The following is a 21771-nucleotide window of genomic DNA, read 5'->3' as shown; positions in this document are numbered from 1 at the left end:
CCAAACATGATCACCCGTCGTGTCGGAACCGCCGAGGTCGGCGCCGTCGGTCTGGGCGCCATGCCGCTGTCCATCGAGGGCCGTCCGGATCGCGCCCGCGCGATCGCCACCGTGCACGCCGCCCTCGACGCGGGCCTCACCCTGATCGACACGGCCGACTCCTACCACTGGCACGCCGGCGAGCGCGGCCACAACGAGGAGCTCGTCGCCGAGGCCCTGGCCACCTGGTCCGGCGACGCCTCCGGCGTGCTGGTCGCCACGAAGGGCGGGCGCGGCCGTCCCGGCGACGGCTCCTGGACGGTCGACGGCCGTCCCGACCGCCTCAGGGCCGCCTGCGAGGGCTCCCTGCGCCGCCTGCGCGTCGAGGCGATCGGCCTCTACCAGCTGCACAAGCCCGACCCGGACGTCCCGTGGGCGGAGTCGGTGGGCGCGCTGCGCGACCTCCTCGACGCGGGCCTCATCCGCGCGGCCGGCGTCTCCAACGTGACCTGCGAGCAGATCCACGAGGCCAGGGCCGTCCTCGGCGACCGCCTGGTCTCGGTGCAGAACCGCTACAGCCCTCAGCACCGCGACAGCCTGCCCGAGCTGCGGCTGTGCGACCGCCTCGGCATCGCCTTCCTGCCGTGGAGCCCCCTCGGCGGCATCGCCCGCAGCGCCCTGGACGGCCCCGGCGCAGCCCCGCCGCGCACCCCCTTCCACGAGGTGGCCGAGGAACGCGGCCGCACCCCGCAGCAGGTCTGCCTGGCCTGGCATCTGGCGCACTCCGCGCACGTCGTCCCCATCCCGGGGGCCACCCGGCCGGAGTCGGTGCGGGCGTCGGCGGAGGCGACGGCACTGACGCTGACCGGTGACGAGCTGCGGCGGCTGGATGTGACCTGACGTAGCCGAACGGCTACCCTGTGCTTGCCGGGTGGGGGTGCGGCGTGCTGACCTGGCCGCGTGAGCTCATGCCAGGACCGCGTGGTCCACGAGGTGCGCACCCTGATGGACCGGGGAGTCGCCACCGAGCACGTCGGCGCCGCCGTGTCCGCCGCCATCGCCCCGCTGCTGCCGCACGACGCGCTGAGGCTGGTCGGCACCAGCCCGGCGACCGGGCTCGGGCAGGGCTCGTTCAGCTTCTGGCACCGCTACGAACGCGAGCTGGCCGTCTCCCTGCTCGCCCACCGCCGCGCCCACGGCGACCCGTGCCGGCCGGCGTCGCTGGCCCGGCTGCGGGTGCCGGTGGCGGTGGCCGGCGCGGAGGAGGGGGCGCGGCGGGCGTTCGCGGCCTGCGGCGCCTCCTGCGAGCTGCGGCTGCTGCTGCGGGACGGGCGCGGCGGCGTGTGGGGCCTGCTCGGGCTGGTCCGCGCCTGCGACGCCCCGCCGTTCAGCCAGGACGACCTGCGCAGGGCCACGCTGCTCGCCCCGGCCCTGATGGCCGCGCTGCGCAGGTACGTCACCGCCGCCCCGCTCGCCCCCACCTCGCCCGCCCTGCCCGCCGGGGTGATCGTCGTCGGCCCCGACCGCGGCGTCCGCGCCGTGACGCCGCAGGCCAGGGCGTGGCTCGACCGGCTGCGCCGCCCCGACCGGTACGGCGTGCACGCCTGGCTGGCCGACACGTTCGTCACGGCCCTGGCCGCCGACGCCGCCGAGCACGCGCGCGGCGCGGACGCCGGCCGGCCGGTCATCTGCGCCCCGGCGGCCCGGTACGGCCGCTGGCTCGCCGTCGAGGGCCAGGCTCTCGACGGGGACGGCACGGGCGAGGTGGCGGTGGTGATCCAGGCGGCGACCGGCGGCCTGCTGCTGCCCTCGTTCTGCGACTGGTACGCCCTCACCCCGCGCGAGCGCGGCGTCCTCGACCTGCTGTGCGCCGGAGCCGCCCCGAAGCAGATCGCCCGGCTGCTCGACCTGTCCGGACACACCGTGCACGACCACCTCAAAGCGATCTTCCGCAAGACCGGCGCGAGCGGCCGGGACGAGCTCATGGCCGCCTTCACCGCCTGAACGCCATCCCCAACACTGGGGGGCTGCCCCCGCCGCCGCCCCGCCCGACCATGAGGGAGTACGCAGCACTACCAGGGGAGGCACCCGATGACCCAGATCTCAACCCCCGCCCGCCGCCAGGTCGAACGCTTCCTGGACTTCTCCGACCACGTCGGGGGCCTGGAGGAGGCCGACGTGCTGGCCCTCCTGCGCGACCACGACATCACCACGCTGGAGCAGCTCGTCGCCAAGGCGGTCAGGGCGCCGCGCTCGGCCGAGCCCGTGCCGGCGGACCCCGCCAGGACGCTCGCCCGGCCCAAGGCCGCCACAGCGCTCGCCACCGCACGCATCACCCACCCCGCGCCCGCCATGGCGGTGGTCGTGGACGGCGTCGAGCACGACCCGGCGGACCTGACCCGGTTCGACGGCCGCCCGCTGACCTACCTCTACCACCCCGAGCGCCTGACGGCGGTCACCGACGACACCGCGGTCAACGGCGCGCTGTGGGCCGCGGCGCTGCTGCGCGACCCGCGTCCGGCCACACGGGGCGAGGTGCAGATGTTCGAGCACGTCGAGTACGCCGGCGACTGGTTCTGGTGCCCGGCCCGCCAGGCCTACAACGACCTGACCGACGTCCACCACGGCCCGCTGCACCTGCACGACTGGAACGACGTCATCAGCTCCATGGGCGGCACGAACTGCACGGTCCGCTACTACGAGCACATCAACTTCGGCGGCAGCTCGCTGATCGTGCCGCCCTTCTCCGACATCCCGAACCTCGTCCCCAGCGGGTGGAACGACCGGATCTCCTCGGTCTGGAACCACGGCTGACCCTTCGTCCACCGGCCCTCCCCGGCGGACGGCGGCGCCGCGTACCCACGGGTACGCGGCGCCGTCGCGGTTTCAGGCGGCCCGGGTGCGGTGCGAGCGGAGCGCGGCCAGGACGCCGGCGGGGTTGACGATGCCGTACCCGTAGTCGTGGTCGAAGCCGACCGTGCTTCGGTCCTCGGCGGTGCGGTTGAGCAGCGTGCGAAGCTGCGCGGGCGACAACTTGGTGGACGGGTGGCGGGTGCGCAGGGCGGCGATGACGCCGGCCACCACGGGGCAGGAGGTGGAGGTGCCGGTGTCGGGCGTGCCGGGGCCGCCGGCCTCGGAACCGGTGTAGTGGGTGTAGGCGGCCAGGTCGGGCTTGTGGTCGCCCAGCCGGGCCGGCCCCTGCGAGGAGTAGCCGACGCGCTCGCCGCGGGTGTCGACCCCGGCCACCGTGACCACCTTCGGGTGGCCGTTGCCGCCCACGATGTCGGTGAACCCGCAGCTCGCGGCCGGGCAGTCGCGTCCGCAGTTGCCCGCCGCGAACACGATGTCGGCCCCGGCGTGCTCCAGGGCGGAGATCATGACGTTGAACGGGTGCATCGGGTTGTCGGAGTAGTTGCCGGGGTGGCCGGGCGGGAAGTCCTGCTGCGGGTTGTACAGGCCCCAGCTGTTGCTGACGACCAGCGAGCGGGACTCGGCCGGCATGGCCTCCAGGATCCCGCGCAGGTGGGTGTAGGCGGCCACGGCGTCGGACAGCATGCCCTCGACCGTGCCCTTCCTGCTCTGCAGGACGGCGACGTCGAGCAGCGTCGAGCGCGGGGCGGCGAGCTGGGTGTTGAAGGCGCACAGGCTGCCGTGCTCCACCGGGTAGCGCCCAGGCGTGGGCGTGACGCCGGGCGGGGCCCAGCTGTGCCCGGCGTCGAGGGTGACCTGGCGGCCGAGCTTGGTGCTCACGTGGTCGGCGTTGACGCCGCCGTCCACGACCGCCAGGTTGACGCCGTGGCCGTCGTAGCCGGCCGCGCGCAGGTCGGAGGCGTGCAGCAGCCGTTCGACGTCGTGCCAGTCGCCGACCGGGCCGGTGTCGGCGCAGGTCAGGTTGGGATGGATGGACGGGTCGGCGAACACGCCGACGACCTCGCGTACGGACGACGACAACAGCGCCAGCCTGGACGGCAGGTCGTCGTCGGACAGCTCGCCGCGCACGAGCACGCTGGCGTGCTCGGCCGACAGGGAGAAGCCCAGCGGCCGGTTGAGCGACGACAGCAGGCCGCCCGAGGGCGAGGCGGGCAGCGCGCGCGGCAGGGCCAGCGGGGCGAACGCCTGGTCCAGGACGATTCCCGGCAGGTCTCCTGCCACGTCGGCGACGGTGGCGGTCACGCCGGGGTCGAGGACGGCTTCGACGGTTTCACGGGCGGGGCGGAGCTGGATCAGGACACGCAAAGCTCCACCTCCTCTCTCGGGACGGGGATGGGACAGTCGTTGCTTCCCCCTGTAAATACCCGTTGTAGTGAATTAACTACTTACAGTAGTGTCAGCACTTCATTGCTCCCGAGGTCACCTCTTTGTCGCCATCCAGCCCCGTCGCTCGGGACGCTCGCGTGCGGCGGGTCGCGGTCTGGGCGAGGAGCGCGCCCGACAGCACGATCACGCCGCCCGCGATCTGCAACCCGCCCAGGCCCTCGCCGAGCACCCCCCAGGCCGCCAGCGCCCCGCCGATGACCTCCAGCGACGCCACCGTGGCGCCCACCGCGGCCGACAGCCGCCGCACCGCGTTCACCCCGAGGACGTACGCCACCACGCTGGCGACCACCACCATCCAGGCGAAGGCCACCGGCACGGGCAGCGTCAGGGCGCCCGGCGCGGGAGTGGCGGACGTCGTGAACGCCTCCCACCGCAGGGCCCACGGGCGGGCGACCGGGACCAGCGCCACGGCCGCGCCCGCCATGCCCCAGGCGACGAGCCCGAGCGGGTCGACGTCGTCCCCGAAGCTGTCGTTCATCAGGAAGTATCCGGCGGAGCAGGCCGCGGCCAGCAGGCCGAGGGCCAGGCCCAGCGCGTCCAGCCGCAGGTCGTGCCAGACCTCGGCGACGATCCCGAGCCCGGCCAGGGCGACGAGCGCCCCGCCGTAGGCCGCCCTCGGCAGCCGGACCTTGCGGACCAGCCGCACCCAGGCCGCCACCATGACCGGGGCCATGTAGACCAGCAGCAGGGCGACCCCCACCGGCAGGCGGGTGATCGCCGCGAAGTACAGCGACTGCACCCCGGCCACCGCCACGACCGCGTACAGCGCGAAGAACGGCCACCTGGCCCGCGGGATCCGCAGCGCCGCGGGCCTGACCGCGGCCAGCACGCCCAGCAGCAGCAGCCCGGCCGCCGCCATCCGCGCCCACACGGCCTCGATCGGCGTCAGCCCGGCCGCGACGAGGTACTTGGCCATCGGCCCCGAGAACGCGAAACACGCCGAGGACCCGAACGCGAGCGCGAGCCCCGCATACCTCATACCGCACCACCAGCACCCTCGCCACTGTCACCACTCAAGAAGCCACGACCCTGACACGCGCCCCGGCGCGGGCGCAACGCGATTACCGGTCCTCAGCCGGTGGTCGTAGTCCCCGGGTGGCAGAGGCGGGCCGGCGATTCGGATCTTCGGCCGATGGGCGGCGGGAGCAGGCTCCTGAACACTTGGCGGGGCCCGCCCCCGGAGAAAGGTCCGCCCATGTTCCGACAGCTCGACGACCGCGTCACGTCGATCGTCTACATCGTCCTCGTGCTCGCCGTCTCGGCGGCCACCGCGCGCGTCGCCGAGGGGCTGGTGCTGGCCCTGTCGCCGCTGCTCACCGTGCTGGTGCTGCTGTTCGTCGTCACCCGGGAGGGTTGCTCCAGGGACGGGCTGCGCCGCCTCGGCCTGGGCCGGGCCGGGCTGCGCGCCTGGCCGGCCGCCGTCGCCGCCACCGCCGGGGTGTGCCTGCTGGCCACGGCGGGCGCGGTCGTCCTGGGGTTCGGACGGTTCACCGCGCCGCGGGGCGACTGGGCGCAGTCGGTGGCGGCCGTGCTCGTCACCGGGCCGATCCTGGCCTTCGCCGAGGAGATCGGCTGGCGCGGCTACCTGCAGCCCCGGCTCGCCTGGCTGGGGGAGCGCGCGTCCATGCTCGTCACCGGCGTGGTGTGGATCGCCTGGCATCTGCCGTACATCCTGTTCACGCCGTACTACCACGCCGAGGGGTCGCGGGCCGTCGTGCTGCCGCTGTTCGGCGGGTCGGTGATCGCGTTCTCGTTCCTCTTCGGGTACCTGCGGGTCATGTCCGGCAGCGTGTGGCCGGCCGTGCTGGCCCACTTCGCGCACAACGCGACGTTCGCCCTGCTGCTGGAGCACGCCGTCGCGACGGACCGGCCCGTGGTGGTGGCCGAGTACCTGGCCGGCGACACCGGGCTGTTCGTCCTGGCGGGCACGGCGGCCTGCGCCCTCGCGGCCGGGATCGCCCGTTCCGCCGGAGGCCGCCACCGCTCCGGCCGGCCGGCCTCTAGCATTCCTCTGTGACCACCTACGACGACCATGACACGTTCGAGCACCTGAACGTCTCGGCCCTGCCGCGACGACAGCAGCGGATCCTGGCCGCGATCCGCGACTGGGTGGTCAGGCACGGATACCCGCCGAGCACCCGCGAGCTGGCCCAGGCGGTCGGGCTGCGCTCGCCCTCGTCGGTCTCGAAGCACCTGAGGAGCCTGGAGGAGCAGGGCTTCCTCAGCCGCGGCGCGACGATGACCCGCCCGATCGACGTGCGCCTGTTCCTGCGGCCGCCGTCGGCCGAGCCGCCCGCCGGGCTGGTGAGCGTCCCCGTGGTCGGCGACATCGCCGCGGGCACGCCCATCCTCGCCGACGAGCACCTCGACGACACCCTGACCCTGCCCCGCGACCTCACCGGCCGCGGCACCGTGTTCGGCCTGCGGGTGCGCGGCGACTCGATGGTCGACGCGGCCATCTGCGACGGCGACATCGTGGTGGTGCGGCAGCAGCCCGAGGCGCACTCCGGGCAGATCGTCGCCGCCATGATCGACGGCGAGGCCACCGTGAAGGTCTACCGGCGGCGCGACGGGCACGTCCGGCTCGAACCGCGCAACCCCCGCTACGCCGTCATCGACGGCGACCGGGCCGTGGTGCTGGGGATCGTGGTCTCGGTGATCCGCAGCGTGTGACCCGGCGGCGGCGTCAGGGCCGGGGGGCCAGGAGACGCTCGTGGTTGGCGGTGGTCGACAGCGAGCGCAGGTCGGCGCGGTCGAGGTAGATCGCGCCGTTCAGGTGGTCGGTCTCGTGCTGGGCGATGCGGGCCGGCCAGCCGGACAGCTCCATCTCGTACGGGCGGCCGTCCCCGTCGAGGGCCGACAGCCGCACCCGCGCGTGCCTCGGGACGACGGCGGTCAGCCCCTCCACGCTGAGGCATCCCTCGTAGAACGCCCGGAAACCGGAACCGACGGGCGTCACGACGGGGTTGACCAGCTCCAGCGGCGGCTGCGGCACGCGTTCGCGCTCGGCGGCCAGGTCGGGCGGCAGCTCGGCCGGGTCCTCGATGACCGCCAGCGCCAGCGGGATGCCGACCTGCGGCGCGGCCAGGCCCACCCCCACGCCCGGCAGGTGCCGGAACATCGCGTCGAGCAGCTCGCGCAGGAGGGCGTCGGAGAGCTGGCCGTCGTACGGCTCGGCGGTCCTGCGCAGCACGGGGTCGCCGATCTGGGTGACCGACCACGGCCTGGGGGAGGCGAGCAGGGCGTGCACCCGCTCGGTCAGCTCCTCGGCGCTCCGGCCGATGCCGTTCAGGGGGCTCATGGGGGTCCTTCCGCTCGACGTCGCTCGCTCAGCAGACGGTAGAGCATGCCCGGTGACCCGGTTTCGGCGGGTAAAGAGGGCTAGAAACATTCATAGAGTAGTTGATCCACTGCAATGGGTAATGATCGCTGCGGATGATCACGTAACGTCGCAGGGAGACACCCATGTGCAAGAGAACGATCGCCGTCCTCGGCCTGGCCGCAACGGGGCTGCTCACGGCGGCGGGCCCGGCGGCGGCCGAGGACGGCAGCGCGGCCGCCGCTCCGTGCTTCGCCGCCCGGCTGGAGATCACCGGCGGGCCCTCGGTCACGGCGGGCACCCTGCTCGACACCTCGGCCGTGCGGACGTTCCTGCAAGGGCTCGTCCGCCCGGCGGACCGGCCCGGGGCGCTGCCGCGTTCGGCGGACGCGTCGTTCGCCGAGGCCGCCGAGTTCCCCGGCGTGCTCGACGCCTTCCTGCTCGACGTCGAGCAGGAGATCGGGGTGAGCAGGCCGGACGGCGGCACGCAGGAGGCCCGGCCGACCGCGGCGGACGGCGACACGCTGGCCCGCCGGATCCTGGAGCCGCTCGTCGCCGACGCCCTGGGCTGCCCCCCTGCCCCCGGCACGTCGGCTCCCGGCACGTCGGACGTCGTCACGTCGGACACCGGCACGTCGGACACCGTCACGTCGGACACCGGCTGGGCTGAGACCGGCACGTCGGCCGCCGGGTCGTCGGCCGAGGCCGAGCCGTCGTCCCTGCTGGACGCCGCGGGAGCCACGGCGGTGCTCGAAGCGCTGGTCAACCGGCCCGAGACGTGCGTCACCGACGGCGCCTCGACCATCCGCGCCGGCGACGACGGCATGTCGGTCACGGCCTCGTCGTCCCGGGTGTCGCTGCTCGACGCGCTCGGCGTCAGAAGGACGCTGGACGTCCTGACCGGCCGGCCCCCGGCGGCCTGCCCCGCAGCCGACGTGCCCCTGTCGGCGGCGGCGACCGCCGAGCAGGACCGGCCGGCGTCGCTCCTGGGCGGCCTCGGCCTCGGATCACTGTTCTCCAGGCTCCTGGGCTGACGCACTCCCCGGAGGCGGCCCCCGCGCCAGGGTGCGCGCGGCGGGACGGGCCGGGGATCGCGTGGTAGGTTGCGGGCGAGCCTTGATCCTTTCGGGAGAAGGGGGCTGCGGCCGTGACAGGCACCGGCGACGAGACCGTCCACCCGACGGCGTGGCAGGCGGCGTGGGAGGTGCTGGCCCCCGTCACGGACATGGTGACCCCGATGGCCGTGCGCGTCGCGGCCACCCTGCGCCTGACCGATCTGATGGGCGGCGACGAGCTGCCCGTCGAGGAGCTGGCCCGCCGGTCGGGCGCCGACCCCGACGCCCTGGGCCGGATGCTGCGCCACCTCGCCTGCCACGGCGTCTACGCCGAACGGGAGCCCGGCGTGTTCGCGGTCAACGAGCCCGCCGCGCTGCTGGCCTCCGGCCATCCCTCCATGATGCGCGACCGGCTCGACCTCGACGGCTTCGGCGGGCAGATGGACGTCGCGTTCACCGGCCTGCTGCACACCGTCCGCACCGGGCGGCCCGCGTGGGAGAGCGTCCACGGCGCCCCGATCTGGCGCCATCTGGCCGCCCACCGGCAGGTCGGCGAGTCGTTCGACGCCCTGATGGCCGCCGGCGCCGACGACCTCGCCGACGCGGCAGAGGGGTACGACTGGTCCGGCGTACGGCACGTCGTGGACGTCGGCGGCGGCACCGGCGCGCTGATCGCCGAGATGCTGAGGGCCCACCCGGGGCTGCGGGCCACGCTCGTCGACCTGCCGGACACGCTGGAGCGGGGCCGGCGGCACCTGACCGGGCTCGGGCTGGACGGGCGGTGCGCGTTCGCCGGCCAGAGCTTCTTCGAGCCGCTGCCTCCGGGCGGCGACGTCTACGTGCTCAGGCGCGTGATCCACGACTGGGACGACGCCGACGCCGCGCGCGTCCTGCGGCGCTGCGCCGACGCGGCCGGGCCGCACGGACGGGTCGTCGTGATCGAGTCCCGCGGCGGCGCCGGCGACGACCCGGCCATGTTCGCCGAGATGGACCTGCGCATGCTGGTGATCAGCGGCGGCCGCGAGCGCACCGTCGCCGACTACGCCGCGCTCGCCGACGCGGCCGGGCTGGACGTGGCCGGGGTGCGTCACACGCCGCTCGGCAACGTCGTCCTCGACTGCGTCCCCCGAAGCGGCTGACCGGCTCTTCTCCGGAGCGGCCCCGCGTGGTGACATACTTGATCATCCCCATGCGAAGGAGACCATGGTGACCATCGACCTCGAATGGGCCGCGCTGTCCGCCACGGACCTGCCGGCGATCACGGGGCTGGCCGGCAGGTGCGCGGCGCACGACGGCGGGCTCCCGGCCACCGCGTCGCCCTCCTTCCTGGAACGCCGGTACATCACGGGCATCGCGGTGGGCGCGTTCACGGACGGGCGGCTGGTGGCCTGCGGGGCCGTGCGGCAGGCGGGCGAGACGTCGGCGGCGACCGGCCTGGTCGACCCCGACCACCGCGGACGGGGGCTGGGGTCGGGCCTGCTCGACCGGCTGGCCGCCGAGCCCGGGAAGGTGCGGCTGGAGACCGAGTCGCTGACCCCGCAGGCGCACGAGCTCTTCCTGGCGCGCGGGTTCCGCCAGACGTTCGCCGAGGACGTCTTCCGGCGCGACCTGGCCCGGCCGCTGCCGGACGTCCCGATGCCGGCGCAGGTGACGGTCGAGGAGTGGTCGCCCCTCACCGAAGGAGCGTTCCACCAGGCGTACTCCGCGTCCTTCGCCGACCGTCCGGGCTTTCCCGGGTGGACGCGGGAGCAGTGGGTGGACTGGCTGGTCGACGACGGGTTCCTGCCGGGGTGCTCGCTGGTGGCGTTCGAGGGGGACGTCGCCGTCGGGTTCGTGACGTGCGCGGATGAGTTCCTGGTCCAGGTCGGGGCCGTGCCGGGGTGGCGGCGGCGCGGGCTCGCGCGGGCGCTCGCCGTCGCGGCTCTCGGACGTATGCGCGAGGGCGGCGCCGGCCAGGTCTTCCTGGACGTCAACGTCAACAACCCGGCCTCGGCCGCGCTCTTCGGCGGTCTCGGGTTCGAGAAGATCGCCCGCCGCGCCCGTTACGAGTAGGTCCGTCGGGGGTTGCGGGGGCCGTTCGGCGTCTTAACCGGACGTTAGGGTTGTCGCAGTTCGTCGCTATCGTCCTGGCGGCCACTCTGGGAGGCGTCAGGACGACGACCGAACCGACGGAGTGATTCCGCATGCGTAAGCCTATGATCATCGCTGGACTGGCCACGGCCGGTGTGCTCGCCGCCGGCGTCGGCACCGCCTTCGCCACCGCCTCTGCCCCCACGTCCGCCCCCGCCTCTGCCCCCACGTCCGCGCCGGCTCCGGCGGTCGCCCGGGAGCAGGCCGAGAAGACGGCGCTGGAGAAGGTGCCGGGCGGCAAGGTCACCTCGGCCGAACTGGAGAACGAGGACGCCGGCCAGGTCTGGGAGATCGACATCGACGCCGCCGACGGCACCGAGCGCGAGATCACCGTGGACGCCGCCAAGGGCACCGTCCTCACCGACGAGACCGACGACGAATCCGACGACCACGGTGACGACCCCACGGCCGCCCAGACCGCCAAGACCGACGGCGACCACAACCAGACCGCCAAGGGCGACGACGACGCCGACGACCACGGCAAGGCCGGCAGCGACGACGACGCCGACGACGACTGAGCGCCGCCAACCGTCCGTCCGCCCGGCCGCTGACCCCGGTGCGCCCTGGGTTGCCCCCACCCGGCGCTGGATCCCAGTGCCGGGTGGGCCTTGGGGGCTAATGGAGGTGGGCCAGCCAGCGGTTGTGTGCCGGGTGGCAGTGGGTGGACGTGAATCCCGCGTTCGTGGCCAGGCGTCCGATGTCGGCCGCTGAGACGGTCGCCCAGCCGAACCACTCCCCGATATGCGCGCCCCGGCGCAGGCGTACCCGGTCGACCCGGCTGCGCGTCCAGGGCGGGGCGATCTCGGCCAGGACGGTGCCGTCCGGCCGCACGAGCTGCCGGACCCGGCGGAGCAGGGCGGCGGGGTCGCCGCCGATGCCGATGTTGCCGTCGGCGAGCAACGCCGTCGCCCACTGGCCGGTGCCGGGGACGTCGTCGAAGACGTCCCGCAGGAGGGCGAACCCGCCCGCCCGGCGGGTCAGGGCGACGGCGTGCGGCGTGACGTCGATGCCGAGCGAGGCGACGCCGCGCCGGGTCAGCGCCGCCGTGAGCCGGCCGGGGCCGGAGCCGATGTCCAGCGTGGGGCTGCGGCAGTGGCTCAGGATGTCCTCGTCGCCGTCGATCGGCGCCGACCAGCGCGCGGTCGCCAGTTCGGCGCGGGTGCCGTCCAGGTACTCGATCTCGGCACGCTCACCCGCGAGCGCGGCCGCATAGATCTCCCCGATCATCGGCCCGGCCTCCCGGTGGCCCGGCTCTCCTCGGTCACCGGCCTGGCCGCCTGTTCGCGGTGCAGGGTTCGGAGGGTGGTGGCGAAGTACGTGGTGGGGGACTGGTGGGCCACTTCGGTGGCGGTTGTGGCGGTGTCGACGTCGATCAGTTCGGGCAGGTGGTGGACGGTCAGGCCCGCGCGGACGAGCCGGTCGAGCTGGACCTTGCCGGTCTCCGGGTGCGACATCGGCACCCCGAGGAGCAGCGCCGGGTCCGGCCGCCGCAGCCCCAGCAGCCAGAAGCCGCCGTCGGCCGCCGGGCCGTACACCGCGTCGTGGTCCGCCAGCGCCTCCCCGGCCACGCGCAGCAGGTCGGGGGTGACCTGCGGGGTGTCCATGCCGATGAGCACGACGGGTCCCGGCCGCAGCCGGTGAGTGTCGGCGAAGGCCGCCGCCAGGCGCTCGTCCAGGCCGGCGCCGCGTTGCGGGATCACCACGAAACCCGGGGGCAGCCAGCGGCCCGGCAGGCCGTCCAGGGCGAGGACCCGCTGGGCGGCGGGGGTCGCGGCGACGGCGCGCAGGCTGTCGCGGAGCGCGGCCTCGGCCAGCGCGGCGGCCTCGGCCGGACTGTACGGGGGCGTCAGCCGGGTCTTGACGCGCCCGGCCACGGGCTCCTTGGCGATGAGCACGATCTGCGGCAGGTGCTCGAACGTGGGACGGCTCAGCTTCCTCAGTCCTTCCGTGCCGATGACAGCAGGTGATCGCCGCGAGACCGGCGCACAGCCCAGCCGGCCAGCACGGCCAGGGCGGCCACGGCGTACGCGGGGGTGCCGGGGGTGTCCGGGGCCGCCGGGCCGGCGGTGTAGGCGACCGCGCCGGCCAGGGCGACGCCCAGCCACTCCCACCGGCCGTCCAGCGCGACCAGGGCGACGACGAGCAGCGCGTACCAGGAGTAGCCGGGGGTGAACAGCAGCAGGAGGGAGCCGCTGACCAGCAGCGCGCCGCGCCAGGGCCGCCCGGCGTCGCCGTACCGCAGGACGGCCAGGACGACCAGGCCGAGCAGCGCGACCGCGGCCCAGGGCGCCCACCCGTCCGGCACGAGCAGCCGCAGGACGGCGTAGCGGTTCCCGCCGCCGGGCCCGTCATAGCGCTCCTCCTTGAGGTAACCCGGCAGGTAGCCCGCCACCGAGGCGCCCGAGGCCAGCACGTACGGCAGATAGGACAGCGCGATCACGAGCCCGGCGGGCACGACGACGCCGAGCGCCCGCCGCCAGGCCACACCCCCACCCGGCCCCCTGCCCGGGGACAGCACCCCCGACAGCGCGCCGGGCACCGCGGTCACGGGCAGCAGCTTGGCCGCCACGGCCGCGCCGAGCAGCGCCCCGCGCCCCCGCACGGCGGTGAAGGCGAGCACCACCAGCAGCACGCCCAGCAGGTCGACGTGCGCGTTGTTCACCGCCTCCACCGGCACGGCCGGGCACCACGCCCAGGACGCCGCCCGCCGGGCCCCCGCCGCCCGGCACAGGATCGCCAGCACGGCCACGGCCGCCGCGAAGCCGCCGAGCTGGAGCGCCTTGTGCCGCACCCCGTCCGGCGACAGCCAGTGGACCAGCAGGAAGTAGCCCTGCGCGACCGGCGGATAGATCGTCGGCTCGGTGGGGCGGTTGATCCGGGTGCAGCCGCCGCCGGGCAGGGGCCACAGGGCCGGGGCGTCGCAGGCGGCCGGGAAGAGCCAGTCGTCGCGCAGCCGGACGAGCGCCGGGTCGGCCGGCGGATGGTCGTAGGGCGAGATGCCGGCGGCCTGCACCCGGCCGTCCCAGGCGTACCGGAAGGAGTCGGTGCTGCTGCTCGGCGGGGCCGCCAGGCCGGTCGCGGCGAGCGTGATCCCGCCGGCCAGGACCAGGACGGCCGCCCGCCGCTCCGGCAGCCGGGCGGCCTGCCACAGCGCCGCTGCGAACAGCGCCCAGGCCGCCAGGTACCAGCCCAGGTGCGGCGGGCCCGTCACCAGCCGCAGCACCACGGCCGCCAGGGCGGCGAGCGTCCCGGCGGCCGCCGTCGTCTTCCGGTCCACGGCGGCAGCCTCGCATCCCGGGGCCGGTGTGAGGGGGCCGCGGCGGTTGACGTTCGCCGTTCGTAAGAACCCTTACGAACCGCGAACGCGGCTTGGGCCCGCCCGGCCCGGCGGCTACCGTCGGCGGCGTGAGAGTGATGGTCACCGGCTCGGCCGGCTTCATCGGCGGGCACGTCGCCGAGGCCCTGGAGGCGGCGGGGCACGACGTCGTCGGCCTCGACACGCGGACCGGCGCGGACGTGCGCGACGCCGCGGCCCTGGACGCGCTGCTGCCCGGCGTCGATGCCGTCGTGCACCAGGCGGCCAAGGTGGGCCTCGGCGTGGACGTCTCCGACCTGCCCGCCTACGCCTGCGTCAACGTCTTCGGCACCGCCGTGCTGCTGGCCGCCATGGCCAGGCACGGGATCACCCGGCTGGTGCTGGCCTCCTCGATGGTGGTCTACGGCGAGGGACGTTACGCCTGCGCCGCGCACGGCGACGTCCGGCCCGGCCCGCGGACCGCGGACGACCTGGACGGCGGCCGGTTCGAGCCGCCCTGCCCGCGCTGCGGCGAGCCCCTGAGCTGGGCGCCGATCGAGGAGGACGCCCGGACCGATCCGCGCAACGCCTACGCCACCAGCAAGCTCGCCCAGGAACACCTGGCCGCCAACTGGGCGAGGGAGACCGGCGGGGCCGTCGCGGCCCTGCGGTACCACAACGTCTACGGGCCCCGCATGCCGCGCGACACCCCGTACGCCGGGGTCGCCGCGATCTTCCGCTCCGCGCTGCGGGCCGGCCGGGCGCCGGCGGTGTTCGAGGACGGCCGCCAGCTCCGCGACTTCGTCCACGTGCGCGACGTGGCCGGGGCGAACCTGGCGGCCCTGACCGCGTCCTTGCCGCCCGGCGGGCTGAGGGCCTGGAATATCGCCTCAGGCACGCCGCGCACCGTGGGGGAGATGGCCCGCGTGCTCGCCGCCGGGTGCGGCGGCCCGGGCCCGCGGGTGACCGGCGGCTACCGGCTGGGCGACGTCCGGCACATCGTCGCCTCGCCCCGGCGGGCCGAGGCCGAGCTCGGCTTCCGCGCCGCGATCGGGTTCGAGTCCGGGATGACGGAGTTCGCCCGGTCATGACGATCGACGTGATCCTGCCCTGCCTGGACGAGGAGGCCGCGCTCGCCTGGGTGCTCGGCCGCATGCCCGCCGGCTACCGTCCGATCGTCGTCGACAACGGCTCCACCGACGGCTCGGCGCGGGTCGCCCGCGAGCTCGGGGCGCGGGTGGTCGCCGAGCCCGTGCGCGGGTTCGGGGCCGCCTGCCACGCCGGGCTGCTGGCCTCCTCCGCCGACCTGGTCTGCTTCATGGACGCCGACGCCTCGCTCGATCCCGCCCAGCTTCCCCGGGTGGCCGGGCCCGTCCTCGACGGGGAGCTCGACCTCGTGCTCGGACGCCGGCGGCCGCGCGGCGCCGGCGTCTGGCCCGTGCACGCCCGGCTGGGCAACGCCGTCCTGGCCCGGAGCCTGCGCCGCCGCACCGGGGTGGCGCTGCGCGACCTCGGGCCGATGCGGGCCGCCGCCCGCGTGCCGCTGCTGTCGCTCGGGACGGCCGACCGCCGCTTCGGCTACCCGCTGGAGACGGTGCTGCGCGCCGCGGCGGCCGGTTGGCGGATCGGCGAGACGGACGTGGACTACCTGCCCCGCGCGGGCCGCTCGAAGGTGACCGGCACCCTGCGCGGGACGCTGCGGGCCGTCGCCGACATGCGCCGCGTCATGGCGGACGCGCACCCCGGGGACGGGGTCAGGCGCGCGGGGCGTACATGATGACCAGGACGCCGGCCAGGCAGATCAGGGCGCCGACGACGTCCCAGCGGTCGGGGCGGAACCCGTCGGCGACCATGCCCCACACCAGGGACCCGGCGACGAAGACGCCGCCGTAGGCGGCCAGGATGCGGCCGAAGTTGGCGTCCGGCTGGAGGGTGGCGACGAAGCCGTACAGGCCGAGGGCGACGACGCCGCCGCCGATCCACAGCAGGCCGCGCTGCTCGCGCACGCCCTGCCAGATCAGCCACGCGCCGCCGATCTCGGCGAGCGCGGCCAGGGCGAACAGCAGCAGCGAGCGGATCATCGTCATGACGGTCAGTACATCGCATCCGCGCGGGCGGCGGCGGGGAGGGGGCAGCCGGGGCCGGTGCAGCCGGTCAGGCTGTCGCAGCCGGCGGCGACCACCTGCGTCAGCGACTCCCGGACGGTGGCCAGGTCGGCGATCCGCGCGGCGATCTCGGGTGAAGCCGAGCCGCTGGGCGGCCTTGATCACGGTGAGCAGCGCGACGGTCCCCGGCGGGTACGCGCGGTGCGCGCGAACAGCTCGCCGAACTCGGCCACCCGCAGCGGCCGTTCGGCGGTGGGCAGCGTGCAGGCGGACGGCGTCCAGCCGGGGGAGAGGGGCAGGTCTGCGGTCATGTGCCGACGGTAACCCCGTACCCGGGTACCGGATTCAAGGGGCGGCGGGAACTTGTAGGGTAGGAGGAGGACACGATCGGACAAACGGGAGGCAAGGTGCACATAACCCGCCCCTGCCTCTGCCTCGCGCGTGAGCGGCACGGTCGTCCGCTGCGCCCGCTGGAGTTCCGTCCGATCGGCACGAACGGCTACGTCAGCACGTGGGGCATCATCGCGGGCATCCGCCCGCCGCAGGGACGCTGAGCGCCCGCACCCCGGCGTGATCCGGGGGCGGTCGCCGTGGGGCCGTGGGCCGCGCCTTGGGCGGCCCGATCGTTTCCGTACCGTCCTGGAGTTCTCCCTTCATGTCTGCCTCCTCGCGGATCATCACTGCCCTGCGCTCCGACGCGGTCGGCGGCGTCCTGCTCATCGTCGCCGCCCTGACCGCGCTGGCCTGGGCCAACTCGTCCCTCGCCGGCTCCTACGAGGCCCTGCGCACGTGGTCCTTCGGCCCGGAGGGGCTGGGCCTGCGCCTGAGCGCGCAGGCGTGGGCCGCCGACGGGCTGCTGGCGGTGTTCTTCTTCATCGTCGGCAACGAGCTCAAGCAGGAGCTCGTGCACGGCGAGCTGCGCGACCCGCGCCGCGCCGCGCTGCCCGTGGTGGCCGCGCTCGGCGGCGTGGTGGTGCCTGCGCTGCTGTTCCTGGCGGTGAACGCCGCCGCGCCGGGCGAGGCGGCCCGCGGCTGGGGCGTGCCGATGGCCACCGACATCGCCTTCGCGCTCGCCGTCCTGGCCGTCGTGGGCCGCGGCCTGCCCGCCCCGCTGCGCACGTTCCTGCTGACGCTGGCGACCGTGGACGACGTGTGCGCGGTCGTCGTGATCGCCGTCGGCTACACCTCGGGGCTGAACCTCGCCGCCCTGGCCGGGGCCGCCGCCGCGCTGTGCGTGTGGGCGTACCTCCAGCACGGGCGGGGGCGCGCGGTCACCGCCGTGCGCCGCGCGCTGCCCGCCTGGCTGCTGTACGGGCCGCTCGCCGTGCTGATCTGGGCCCTGGTGCACGCCTGCGGGGTGCACGCGACCATCGCCGGCGTCGCGATGGGCCTGCTGATGCGCACCAGGCCGCGCGCCGGCGAGCAGGAGCCGCCCTCGCAGCGCGCCGAGCACGCGTTGCGGCCGTTCTGCGCCGGGGTGGTGCTGCCGGTGTTCGCGCTGCTGTCGGCCGGGATCTCCCTGTCGGGGGCGGGCGGCTTCTGGACGGGGACCGTGACCTGGGGCGTGCTGGCCGGGCTGCTGGCCGGCAAGCCGCTCGGCATCGTCGGCGCCGCCTGGCTCACCGCGCGGCTCACCAGCGCCCACCTCAACCCGCGGCTGGGCTGGAGCGACATCGCCGGGGTCGGTGTGCTGGGCGGCATCGGCTTCACCGTCTCGCTGCTGATCGCCGAGCTGTCCTACGCCGGGCCGGGCCACCTGACGCAGGCCAAGGGCGCGATCCTGCTGGCCTCGGCGGCGGCGTCCGTACTGGCCGCCCTGATCCTCGGCGCGCGCGTCCGCCGGCACCGGACGGTCGCGCGGGCGGCCTAGCCGGGCAGCGCGGCGGCCAGGCGGGCGGCCAGGCTCGCGACCGCCGCGCGCAGTTCAGGCCCGCCCTCGACGCGGAAGGCGAACGGCACGGCCGGCAGCCACTCCTGGGCGTACATGGCCGGGTTGCCCGTGCTGCCGACCAGCACGCAGCCCTCGCCGTGCGGTTCGAGCCGTCCCATGGGCGGGCGCACCCAGGGCGCCACCTCGGCCAGGGGCGCGTCGAAGACCACGCGGGCCGCGTACGCCCATCCGGCGCCCAGGTTCTCCTCCAGCGCCGCCACCGGGTCCAGCCCGTCGGGCGGCCGGAACCCGTGGACGGTCTCGTGCACGGCCCGGACGCGGTCGACCCGGTAGGTGCGGATCGCGCCGGCGCGGTGGGAGTGGCACAGCAGGTACCAGCGCCCGTACCGGACGACGACCGCCCAGGGGTCGACCTCGGCCTCCCACTCCGTGCCCGACCCGCTCCGATAGGCGATGCGGACGCGCCGCCGGCCCGCGGACGCGGCGACCAGCGCGCTGGTCACGGCGACGCCGGGACGGGCCGCGTACCGGTCGGGCGCGGCGGAGGCGTGCTCGCGCAGCGCGGCGGCCTGCCGTCCGACGCCTTCCGGCAGGGCCCGGATGACCTTGGACAGGGCCGTGCCCACCAGGTCGTCGGCGTCGGTGGCGGCCGGCTGGCCGTCGAGCACCGCCATGACCAGGGCCAGTGCCTCGGGCTCGGTGAAGGCGACCGGCGGCAGCCTGGTGCCGCGGCCGAGCCGGTAGCCGCCGTAGGGGCCTCTGGCCGACTCGACGGGGATGCCCGCCTCGCGCAGGATGCCGACGTACCGGCGGGCGGCGCGCTCGGTCACGCCCAGGGCCGCGGCCAGCTCACCGGCCGTCACGCCGGGACGCTGCCGGAGGACCTCCATGGCGCGCAGGGCCCGCGCGGTGGGGCTGAGTTCGGTCGGCATCCGAGCAGACTAGAACGGTCACGGCAGGAACCGGAAGTAGAACGTCCGGAATACGTCCTACCGTGTGGCGTCATGACCGAATCCCGGGAAGAACCAGAGGTCGAAGGCGTGAGCGTGCGGCGGGCCACGTTCACCCGGCTGCACGTGCGCGACGTCCGCGTCCGCGCGGCCGACCTGTCCGGCGTGCGCGTGAGCGGCGCCGAGCTCGTCGACGTCGAGATCAGCGGCGAGCTGCGCAACGTCGTGGTGAACGGCGTGGACATCGCCCCCCTCGTCGAGGCCGAGCTGAACCGCCGCATGCCCGAGCGCGCCCGGATGCGTCCCGACGACCCCGAAGGCTTCGTCGAGGCGTGGGCGATCCTGGACCGGCTGTGGGCCGGCACCCTCGCCCGCGCGGCGACGTTCCCCGAGGCGGCGCTGCACCGGCGCGTCGACGGCGAATGGTCCTTCGTCCAGACGCTGCGGCACCTCAACTTCGCCTCGGCCGCCTGGGTCGGCCGGATGATCCTGGGCGACCCCTCGCCGTGGCACCCGCTCGACCTGCCGTGGGACGAGGCCCCCGGCTGGGACGGCGTCCCGTGGGACCGCGCGGCCCGGCCGCCGCTGGCGGAGGTGCTCGCCGTCCGCCGCGACCGCCGGGCCATGGTCGGCCGGGTCATCGCCTCGCTCACCCCCGAGCTGCTCGCCTCACACGTCACCCGCGACGAGCCCGGCTGGCCGCGGCTGGCCGGGTTCCCCCTCAAGGAGTGCCTGCACATCGTGCTCACCGAGGAATGGGAACACCGGCTCTACGCGGAACGCGACCTGAACGCACTGGAGAAAGAAGACTGACATGGACATCCTGCTCATCGGCGGCCTCTGGCTCGACGCCTCCGCCTGGGACGAGGTGACGCCCGCGATCGAGGCGCTCGGCCACCGTCCCGTGCCGGTCGCCCTCCCCGGCCAGGGGGACGGGAACGCCGCCGCCACGCTCGCCGACCAGGTGGCGGCGGTGCTCGCCGCCGTGGACGCGGCCGACGGGAAGCCCCTGGTGGCCGGCCATTCCGCGGCCTGCACGCTGGCCTGGCTGGCCGCCGACGCGCGGCCGGACAAGGTGGGCAAGGTCGCCTTCATCGGCGGTTTTCCCGCCGCCGACGGCGACGCCTACGCCGACTTCTTCGAGGCCGTGGACGGCGCCATGCCGTTCCCGGGATGGGAGCCCTTCGAGGGGCCGGACTCGGCCGACCTCGACCAGGAGGCAAGGGAGAGGTTCGCCGCCGCCGCGGTCCCCGTCCCCGAGGGGGTGGCCAAGGGCGTGGTCCGGCTGACGGACGAGCGGCGCTTCGACGTGCCGGCCGTCGTCGTGTGCCCCGAGTTCAGCCCCGCGCAGGCACGGGAGTGGATCGGCGGCGGGCAGGTCGCCGAGCTGGGCCGGGCTAAGCACCTCGACCTCGTCGACCTCGACTCCGGCCACTGGCCCATGTTCACCAGGCCGGTCGAGCTGGCCCGCCTCCTGGCCGCCGCGGCCGACGGGACGCCGGGCGGCTTGGCGACAAGGTAACCCTTCGTGTCCGGGGGCTTGACCCCGGGATGATGGGTCCGGACGCGTCCGGTTCATAGCCTTGTGCAATGGCAAGGCTGACATGGACGGCCAAGTCGGTCCTGGTCGCCGTGCTCGTTCTGGTCGGCGGGGCCGCCGCCGCGGCCGGGGCCGTGTTCCTGAGCATGAGCAGCGAGGACGGCGCCGCTCCCGAGCCGGTGGTCGCGTGGCTGCACGGCTCGGGCTCGACCGCGCAGAAAGGAGCCATGGACGCCTGGACCGGCGAGTTCGAGCGCGTCCACCCCGAACTGCGCGTCGTCTACGAGGCCAACGGCTCCGACCACGGCATCGAGGACTTCATCGCGGGACGCAGCGCGTTCGCCGGCTCGGACGTGCCGATGACCCCGGAGGAGCAGGCGCGGGCCGACCGGCGCTGCGGCGGCCGGGCCGAGCACCTGCCGATGGTGGTGGCCCCGGTCGCGGTGGCCTACAACCTGCCCTCCGTGCCCGGCCTGCGGCTCTCCCCGGCGACCCTGACCGGCATCTTCACCGGCCGCCTCACCAGGTGGAACGCCCCCGAGATCGCCGCCGACAACCCCGGTCACCGCCTGCCGGCCGCCCGCATCCACGTCTTCCACCGCTCCGGCCAGTCCGGCACCACCCAGAACCTCACCGAGTTCCTGCGGGCGACCGGCGGCTGGCCGCACCAGCCGTCCCGGACGTGGACCGGCGCGGGCCAGGGCGTCACCAGCTCCAGCGGCATGACCCAGGTGCTCCAGCACACCGGGGACTCCATCGGCTACGTCGAGTACGGCTTCGCCGGCAGCGCCCGGCTGAGCACCGCGGACGTCCGCAACGCCGCCGGGCAGTTCGTCGCGCTGTCGCCGGAGAGCGCCAGCAAGGCCCTGCAGGGCGCCACGGTCGAGAGCAGCGAGCGCGGGCTGTTGCTGACCTTCGACCACCGGCGGCCGGTCCCCGACGCCTACCCGATCGTGCAGGTCACGTACGAGATCGTCTGCGCGGGCCGCGCGGACCCGCTGGCGCGCGCCTTCCTCGGCTACGCCGCCGGCGACGCCGGCCAGTCCTACCTGGCCCTGTACGGCTACGCCCCGCTGCCGCACGACCTGCTCGCCCAGGTGCGCGGCCGCCTGGGAGCCACGAGCTGAACGGCCCGCGGGATTTTCCGGAACAGTGCCCGCCGGCACGATTAGCCGGCCGCGTCCGGTGAA

At 75.1% G+C, this 21771-nt stretch carries 25 protein-coding genes; 16 read left to right on the top strand and 9 right to left on the bottom strand.

Annotation, left to right across the window (positions count from 1 at the left end; all coding sequences use genetic code 11):
- Nucleotides 1-6 precede the first annotated feature (6 nt).
- The 3 genes from ACIBST_RS02005 (at nucleotide 7) to ACIBST_RS01995 (ending at nucleotide 2793) form a co-directional block, all read left to right on the top strand.
- Nucleotides 7-879 carry an aldo/keto reductase gene (locus tag ACIBST_RS02005; protein WP_397168256.1) on the top strand — a complete coding sequence of 291 codons (873 nt, stop codon included), beginning with the start codon at nucleotides 7-9 and terminating at the stop codon, nucleotides 877-879.
- Between the two features lie 60 nt (nucleotides 880-939).
- Complete coding sequence (locus tag ACIBST_RS02000; RefSeq protein ID WP_397168255.1) at nucleotides 940-1983, top strand: response regulator transcription factor; 1044 nt, start codon at nucleotides 940-942, stop codon at nucleotides 1981-1983.
- Between the two features lie 87 nt (nucleotides 1984-2070).
- Nucleotides 2071-2793, top strand: coding sequence for a hypothetical protein (locus tag ACIBST_RS01995; protein ID WP_397168253.1), 723 nt, complete (start codon nucleotides 2071-2073; stop codon nucleotides 2791-2793).
- Nucleotides 2794-2865: 72 nt separating this feature from the next.
- On the opposite strand, the gene ACIBST_RS01990 is transcribed toward ACIBST_RS01995, so the two are convergent.
- Nucleotides 2866-4215 carry a S8 family peptidase gene (locus ACIBST_RS01990; protein WP_397168251.1) on the bottom strand — a complete coding sequence of 450 codons (1350 nt, stop codon included), beginning with the start codon at nucleotides 4213-4215 and terminating at the stop codon, nucleotides 2866-2868.
- Nucleotides 4216-4306: 91 nt separating this feature from the next.
- Entirely contained in the window at nucleotides 4307-5275 is a 969-nt protein-coding gene (locus ACIBST_RS01985; RefSeq protein ID WP_397168250.1) for an EamA family transporter, read from the bottom strand.
- A gap of 216 nt (nucleotides 5276-5491) precedes the next feature.
- On the opposite strand from ACIBST_RS01985, the gene ACIBST_RS01980 reads away from it, so the two are divergent.
- Both ACIBST_RS01980 and lexA read left to right on the top strand, forming a co-directional pair.
- Nucleotides 5492-6313 (top strand): lysostaphin resistance A-like protein, encoded by an 822-nt coding sequence (locus ACIBST_RS01980; protein ID WP_397168248.1) that lies wholly within the window; start codon nucleotides 5492-5494, stop codon nucleotides 6311-6313.
- Nucleotides 6310-6969, top strand: coding sequence for a transcriptional repressor LexA (gene lexA, locus ACIBST_RS01975; protein WP_397168247.1), 660 nt, complete (start codon nucleotides 6310-6312; stop codon nucleotides 6967-6969). The genes ACIBST_RS01980 and lexA overlap by 4 nt, the downstream gene beginning before the upstream one ends.
- A gap of 13 nt (nucleotides 6970-6982) precedes the next feature.
- Here lexA and ACIBST_RS01970 read toward each other — a convergent pair whose 3' ends face one another.
- Nucleotides 6983-7597: a peptide deformylase gene (locus tag ACIBST_RS01970; protein WP_397168245.1), complete on the bottom strand. Its 615-nt coding sequence runs from the start codon at nucleotides 7595-7597 to the stop codon at nucleotides 6983-6985.
- A gap of 164 nt (nucleotides 7598-7761) precedes the next feature.
- On the opposite strand from ACIBST_RS01970, the gene ACIBST_RS01965 reads away from it, so the two are divergent.
- The 4 genes from ACIBST_RS01965 (at nucleotide 7762) to ACIBST_RS01950 (ending at nucleotide 11318) form a co-directional block, all read left to right on the top strand.
- The gene (locus ACIBST_RS01965; protein ID WP_397168244.1) at nucleotides 7762-8649 is read left to right on the top strand and encodes a hypothetical protein; all 888 of its coding nucleotides are present in this window, start codon (nucleotides 7762-7764) and stop codon (nucleotides 8647-8649) included.
- A 113-nt stretch (nucleotides 8650-8762) separates the two neighbouring features.
- Nucleotides 8763-9809 carry a methyltransferase gene (locus ACIBST_RS01960; protein WP_397168243.1) on the top strand — a complete coding sequence of 349 codons (1047 nt, stop codon included), beginning with the start codon at nucleotides 8763-8765 and terminating at the stop codon, nucleotides 9807-9809.
- 64 nt (nucleotides 9810-9873) lie between these two features.
- On the top strand, nucleotides 9874-10722 hold the full coding sequence (locus tag ACIBST_RS01955; RefSeq protein WP_397168241.1) for a GNAT family N-acetyltransferase: 849 nt from the start codon (nucleotides 9874-9876) through the stop codon (nucleotides 10720-10722).
- A gap of 143 nt (nucleotides 10723-10865) precedes the next feature.
- A complete protein-coding gene (locus tag ACIBST_RS01950; RefSeq protein ID WP_397168239.1) occupies nucleotides 10866-11318 on the top strand; it encodes a PepSY domain-containing protein in 453 nt (150 codons plus the stop codon).
- A gap of 97 nt (nucleotides 11319-11415) precedes the next feature.
- On the opposite strand, the gene ACIBST_RS01945 is transcribed toward ACIBST_RS01950, so the two are convergent.
- Genes ACIBST_RS01945 through ACIBST_RS01935 form a run of 3 tightly spaced genes read right to left on the bottom strand, consistent with a single transcriptional unit; the run spans nucleotide 11416 to nucleotide 14077 of the window.
- Nucleotides 11416-12027 carry a class I SAM-dependent methyltransferase gene (locus ACIBST_RS01945; RefSeq protein WP_397168238.1) on the bottom strand — a complete coding sequence of 204 codons (612 nt, stop codon included), beginning with the start codon at nucleotides 12025-12027 and terminating at the stop codon, nucleotides 11416-11418.
- Nucleotides 12024-12695 carry a TIGR04282 family arsenosugar biosynthesis glycosyltransferase gene (locus tag ACIBST_RS01940; protein WP_397168237.1) on the bottom strand — a complete coding sequence of 224 codons (672 nt, stop codon included), beginning with the start codon at nucleotides 12693-12695 and terminating at the stop codon, nucleotides 12024-12026. The genes ACIBST_RS01945 and ACIBST_RS01940 overlap by 4 nt, the downstream gene beginning before the upstream one ends.
- A gap of 41 nt (nucleotides 12696-12736) precedes the next feature.
- A complete protein-coding gene (locus tag ACIBST_RS01935) occupies nucleotides 12737-14077 on the bottom strand; it encodes a glycosyltransferase 87 family protein (protein ID WP_397168235.1) in 1341 nt (446 codons plus the stop codon).
- 128 nt (nucleotides 14078-14205) lie between these two features.
- On the opposite strand from ACIBST_RS01935, the gene ACIBST_RS01930 reads away from it, so the two are divergent.
- Together ACIBST_RS01930 and ACIBST_RS01925 are read left to right on the top strand one after the other, a co-directional pair.
- Nucleotides 14206-15186 carry an NAD-dependent epimerase/dehydratase family protein gene (locus ACIBST_RS01930; RefSeq protein ID WP_397168233.1) on the top strand — a complete coding sequence of 327 codons (981 nt, stop codon included), beginning with the start codon at nucleotides 14206-14208 and terminating at the stop codon, nucleotides 15184-15186.
- Nucleotides 15183-15872, top strand: a complete 690-nt coding sequence (locus tag ACIBST_RS01925; protein ID WP_397168231.1) for a glycosyltransferase family 2 protein — start codon at nucleotides 15183-15185, stop codon at nucleotides 15870-15872. Before ACIBST_RS01930 ends, ACIBST_RS01925 begins: the two co-directional genes overlap by 4 nt.
- Here ACIBST_RS01925 and ACIBST_RS01920 read toward each other — a convergent pair.
- Nucleotides 15850-16182: a YnfA family protein gene (locus ACIBST_RS01920; protein WP_352325964.1), complete on the bottom strand. Its 333-nt coding sequence runs from the start codon at nucleotides 16180-16182 to the stop codon at nucleotides 15850-15852. The two genes, ACIBST_RS01925 and ACIBST_RS01920, sit on opposite strands and share 23 nt — an antisense overlap.
- A 179-nt stretch (nucleotides 16183-16361) precedes the next feature.
- Nucleotides 16362-16511: a hypothetical protein gene (locus ACIBST_RS01915; RefSeq protein WP_397168229.1), complete on the bottom strand. Its 150-nt coding sequence runs from the start codon at nucleotides 16509-16511 to the stop codon at nucleotides 16362-16364.
- Between the two features lie 96 nt (nucleotides 16512-16607).
- Between ACIBST_RS01915 and ACIBST_RS01910 the strand changes: the two genes are divergently transcribed.
- On the top strand, nucleotides 16608-16754 hold the full coding sequence (locus ACIBST_RS01910) for a hypothetical protein (RefSeq protein ID WP_397168228.1): 147 nt from the start codon (nucleotides 16608-16610) through the stop codon (nucleotides 16752-16754).
- A gap of 101 nt (nucleotides 16755-16855) precedes the next feature.
- A complete protein-coding gene (nhaA, locus tag ACIBST_RS01905; protein ID WP_397168226.1) occupies nucleotides 16856-18070 on the top strand; it encodes a Na+/H+ antiporter NhaA in 1215 nt (404 codons plus the stop codon).
- Here nhaA and ACIBST_RS01900 read toward each other — a convergent pair.
- Nucleotides 18067-19023, bottom strand: a complete 957-nt coding sequence (locus tag ACIBST_RS01900; RefSeq protein ID WP_397168224.1) for a helix-turn-helix transcriptional regulator — start codon at nucleotides 19021-19023, stop codon at nucleotides 18067-18069. The genes nhaA and ACIBST_RS01900 overlap by 4 nt on opposite strands.
- A gap of 72 nt (nucleotides 19024-19095) precedes the next feature.
- Between ACIBST_RS01900 and ACIBST_RS01895 the strand changes: the two genes are divergently transcribed.
- The 3 genes from ACIBST_RS01895 to pstS all read left to right on the top strand — a co-directional run bounded on the left by ACIBST_RS01895 (nucleotide 19096) and on the right by pstS (nucleotide 21708).
- Entirely contained in the window at nucleotides 19096-19854 is a 759-nt protein-coding gene (locus ACIBST_RS01895) for a DinB family protein (RefSeq protein WP_397168223.1), read from the top strand.
- Nucleotide 19855: 1 nt separating this feature from the next.
- Nucleotides 19856-20563, top strand: coding sequence for an alpha/beta fold hydrolase (locus ACIBST_RS01890; RefSeq protein ID WP_397168222.1), 708 nt, complete (start codon nucleotides 19856-19858; stop codon nucleotides 20561-20563).
- Nucleotides 20564-20631: 68 nt separating this feature from the next.
- Nucleotides 20632-21708: a phosphate ABC transporter substrate-binding protein PstS gene (pstS, locus tag ACIBST_RS01885; RefSeq protein WP_397168220.1), complete on the top strand. Its 1077-nt coding sequence runs from the start codon at nucleotides 20632-20634 to the stop codon at nucleotides 21706-21708.
- The last annotated feature ends 63 nt before the right edge of the window (nucleotides 21709-21771 follow it).

Source organism: Nonomuraea sp. NPDC049684, from assembly GCF_044465345.1.
Lineage (GTDB): Bacteria > Actinomycetota > Actinomycetes > Streptosporangiales > Streptosporangiaceae > Nonomuraea.
Note: the sequence above shows the minus strand (reverse complement) of the source record. Positions and strands in the feature narration are given on the sequence as shown.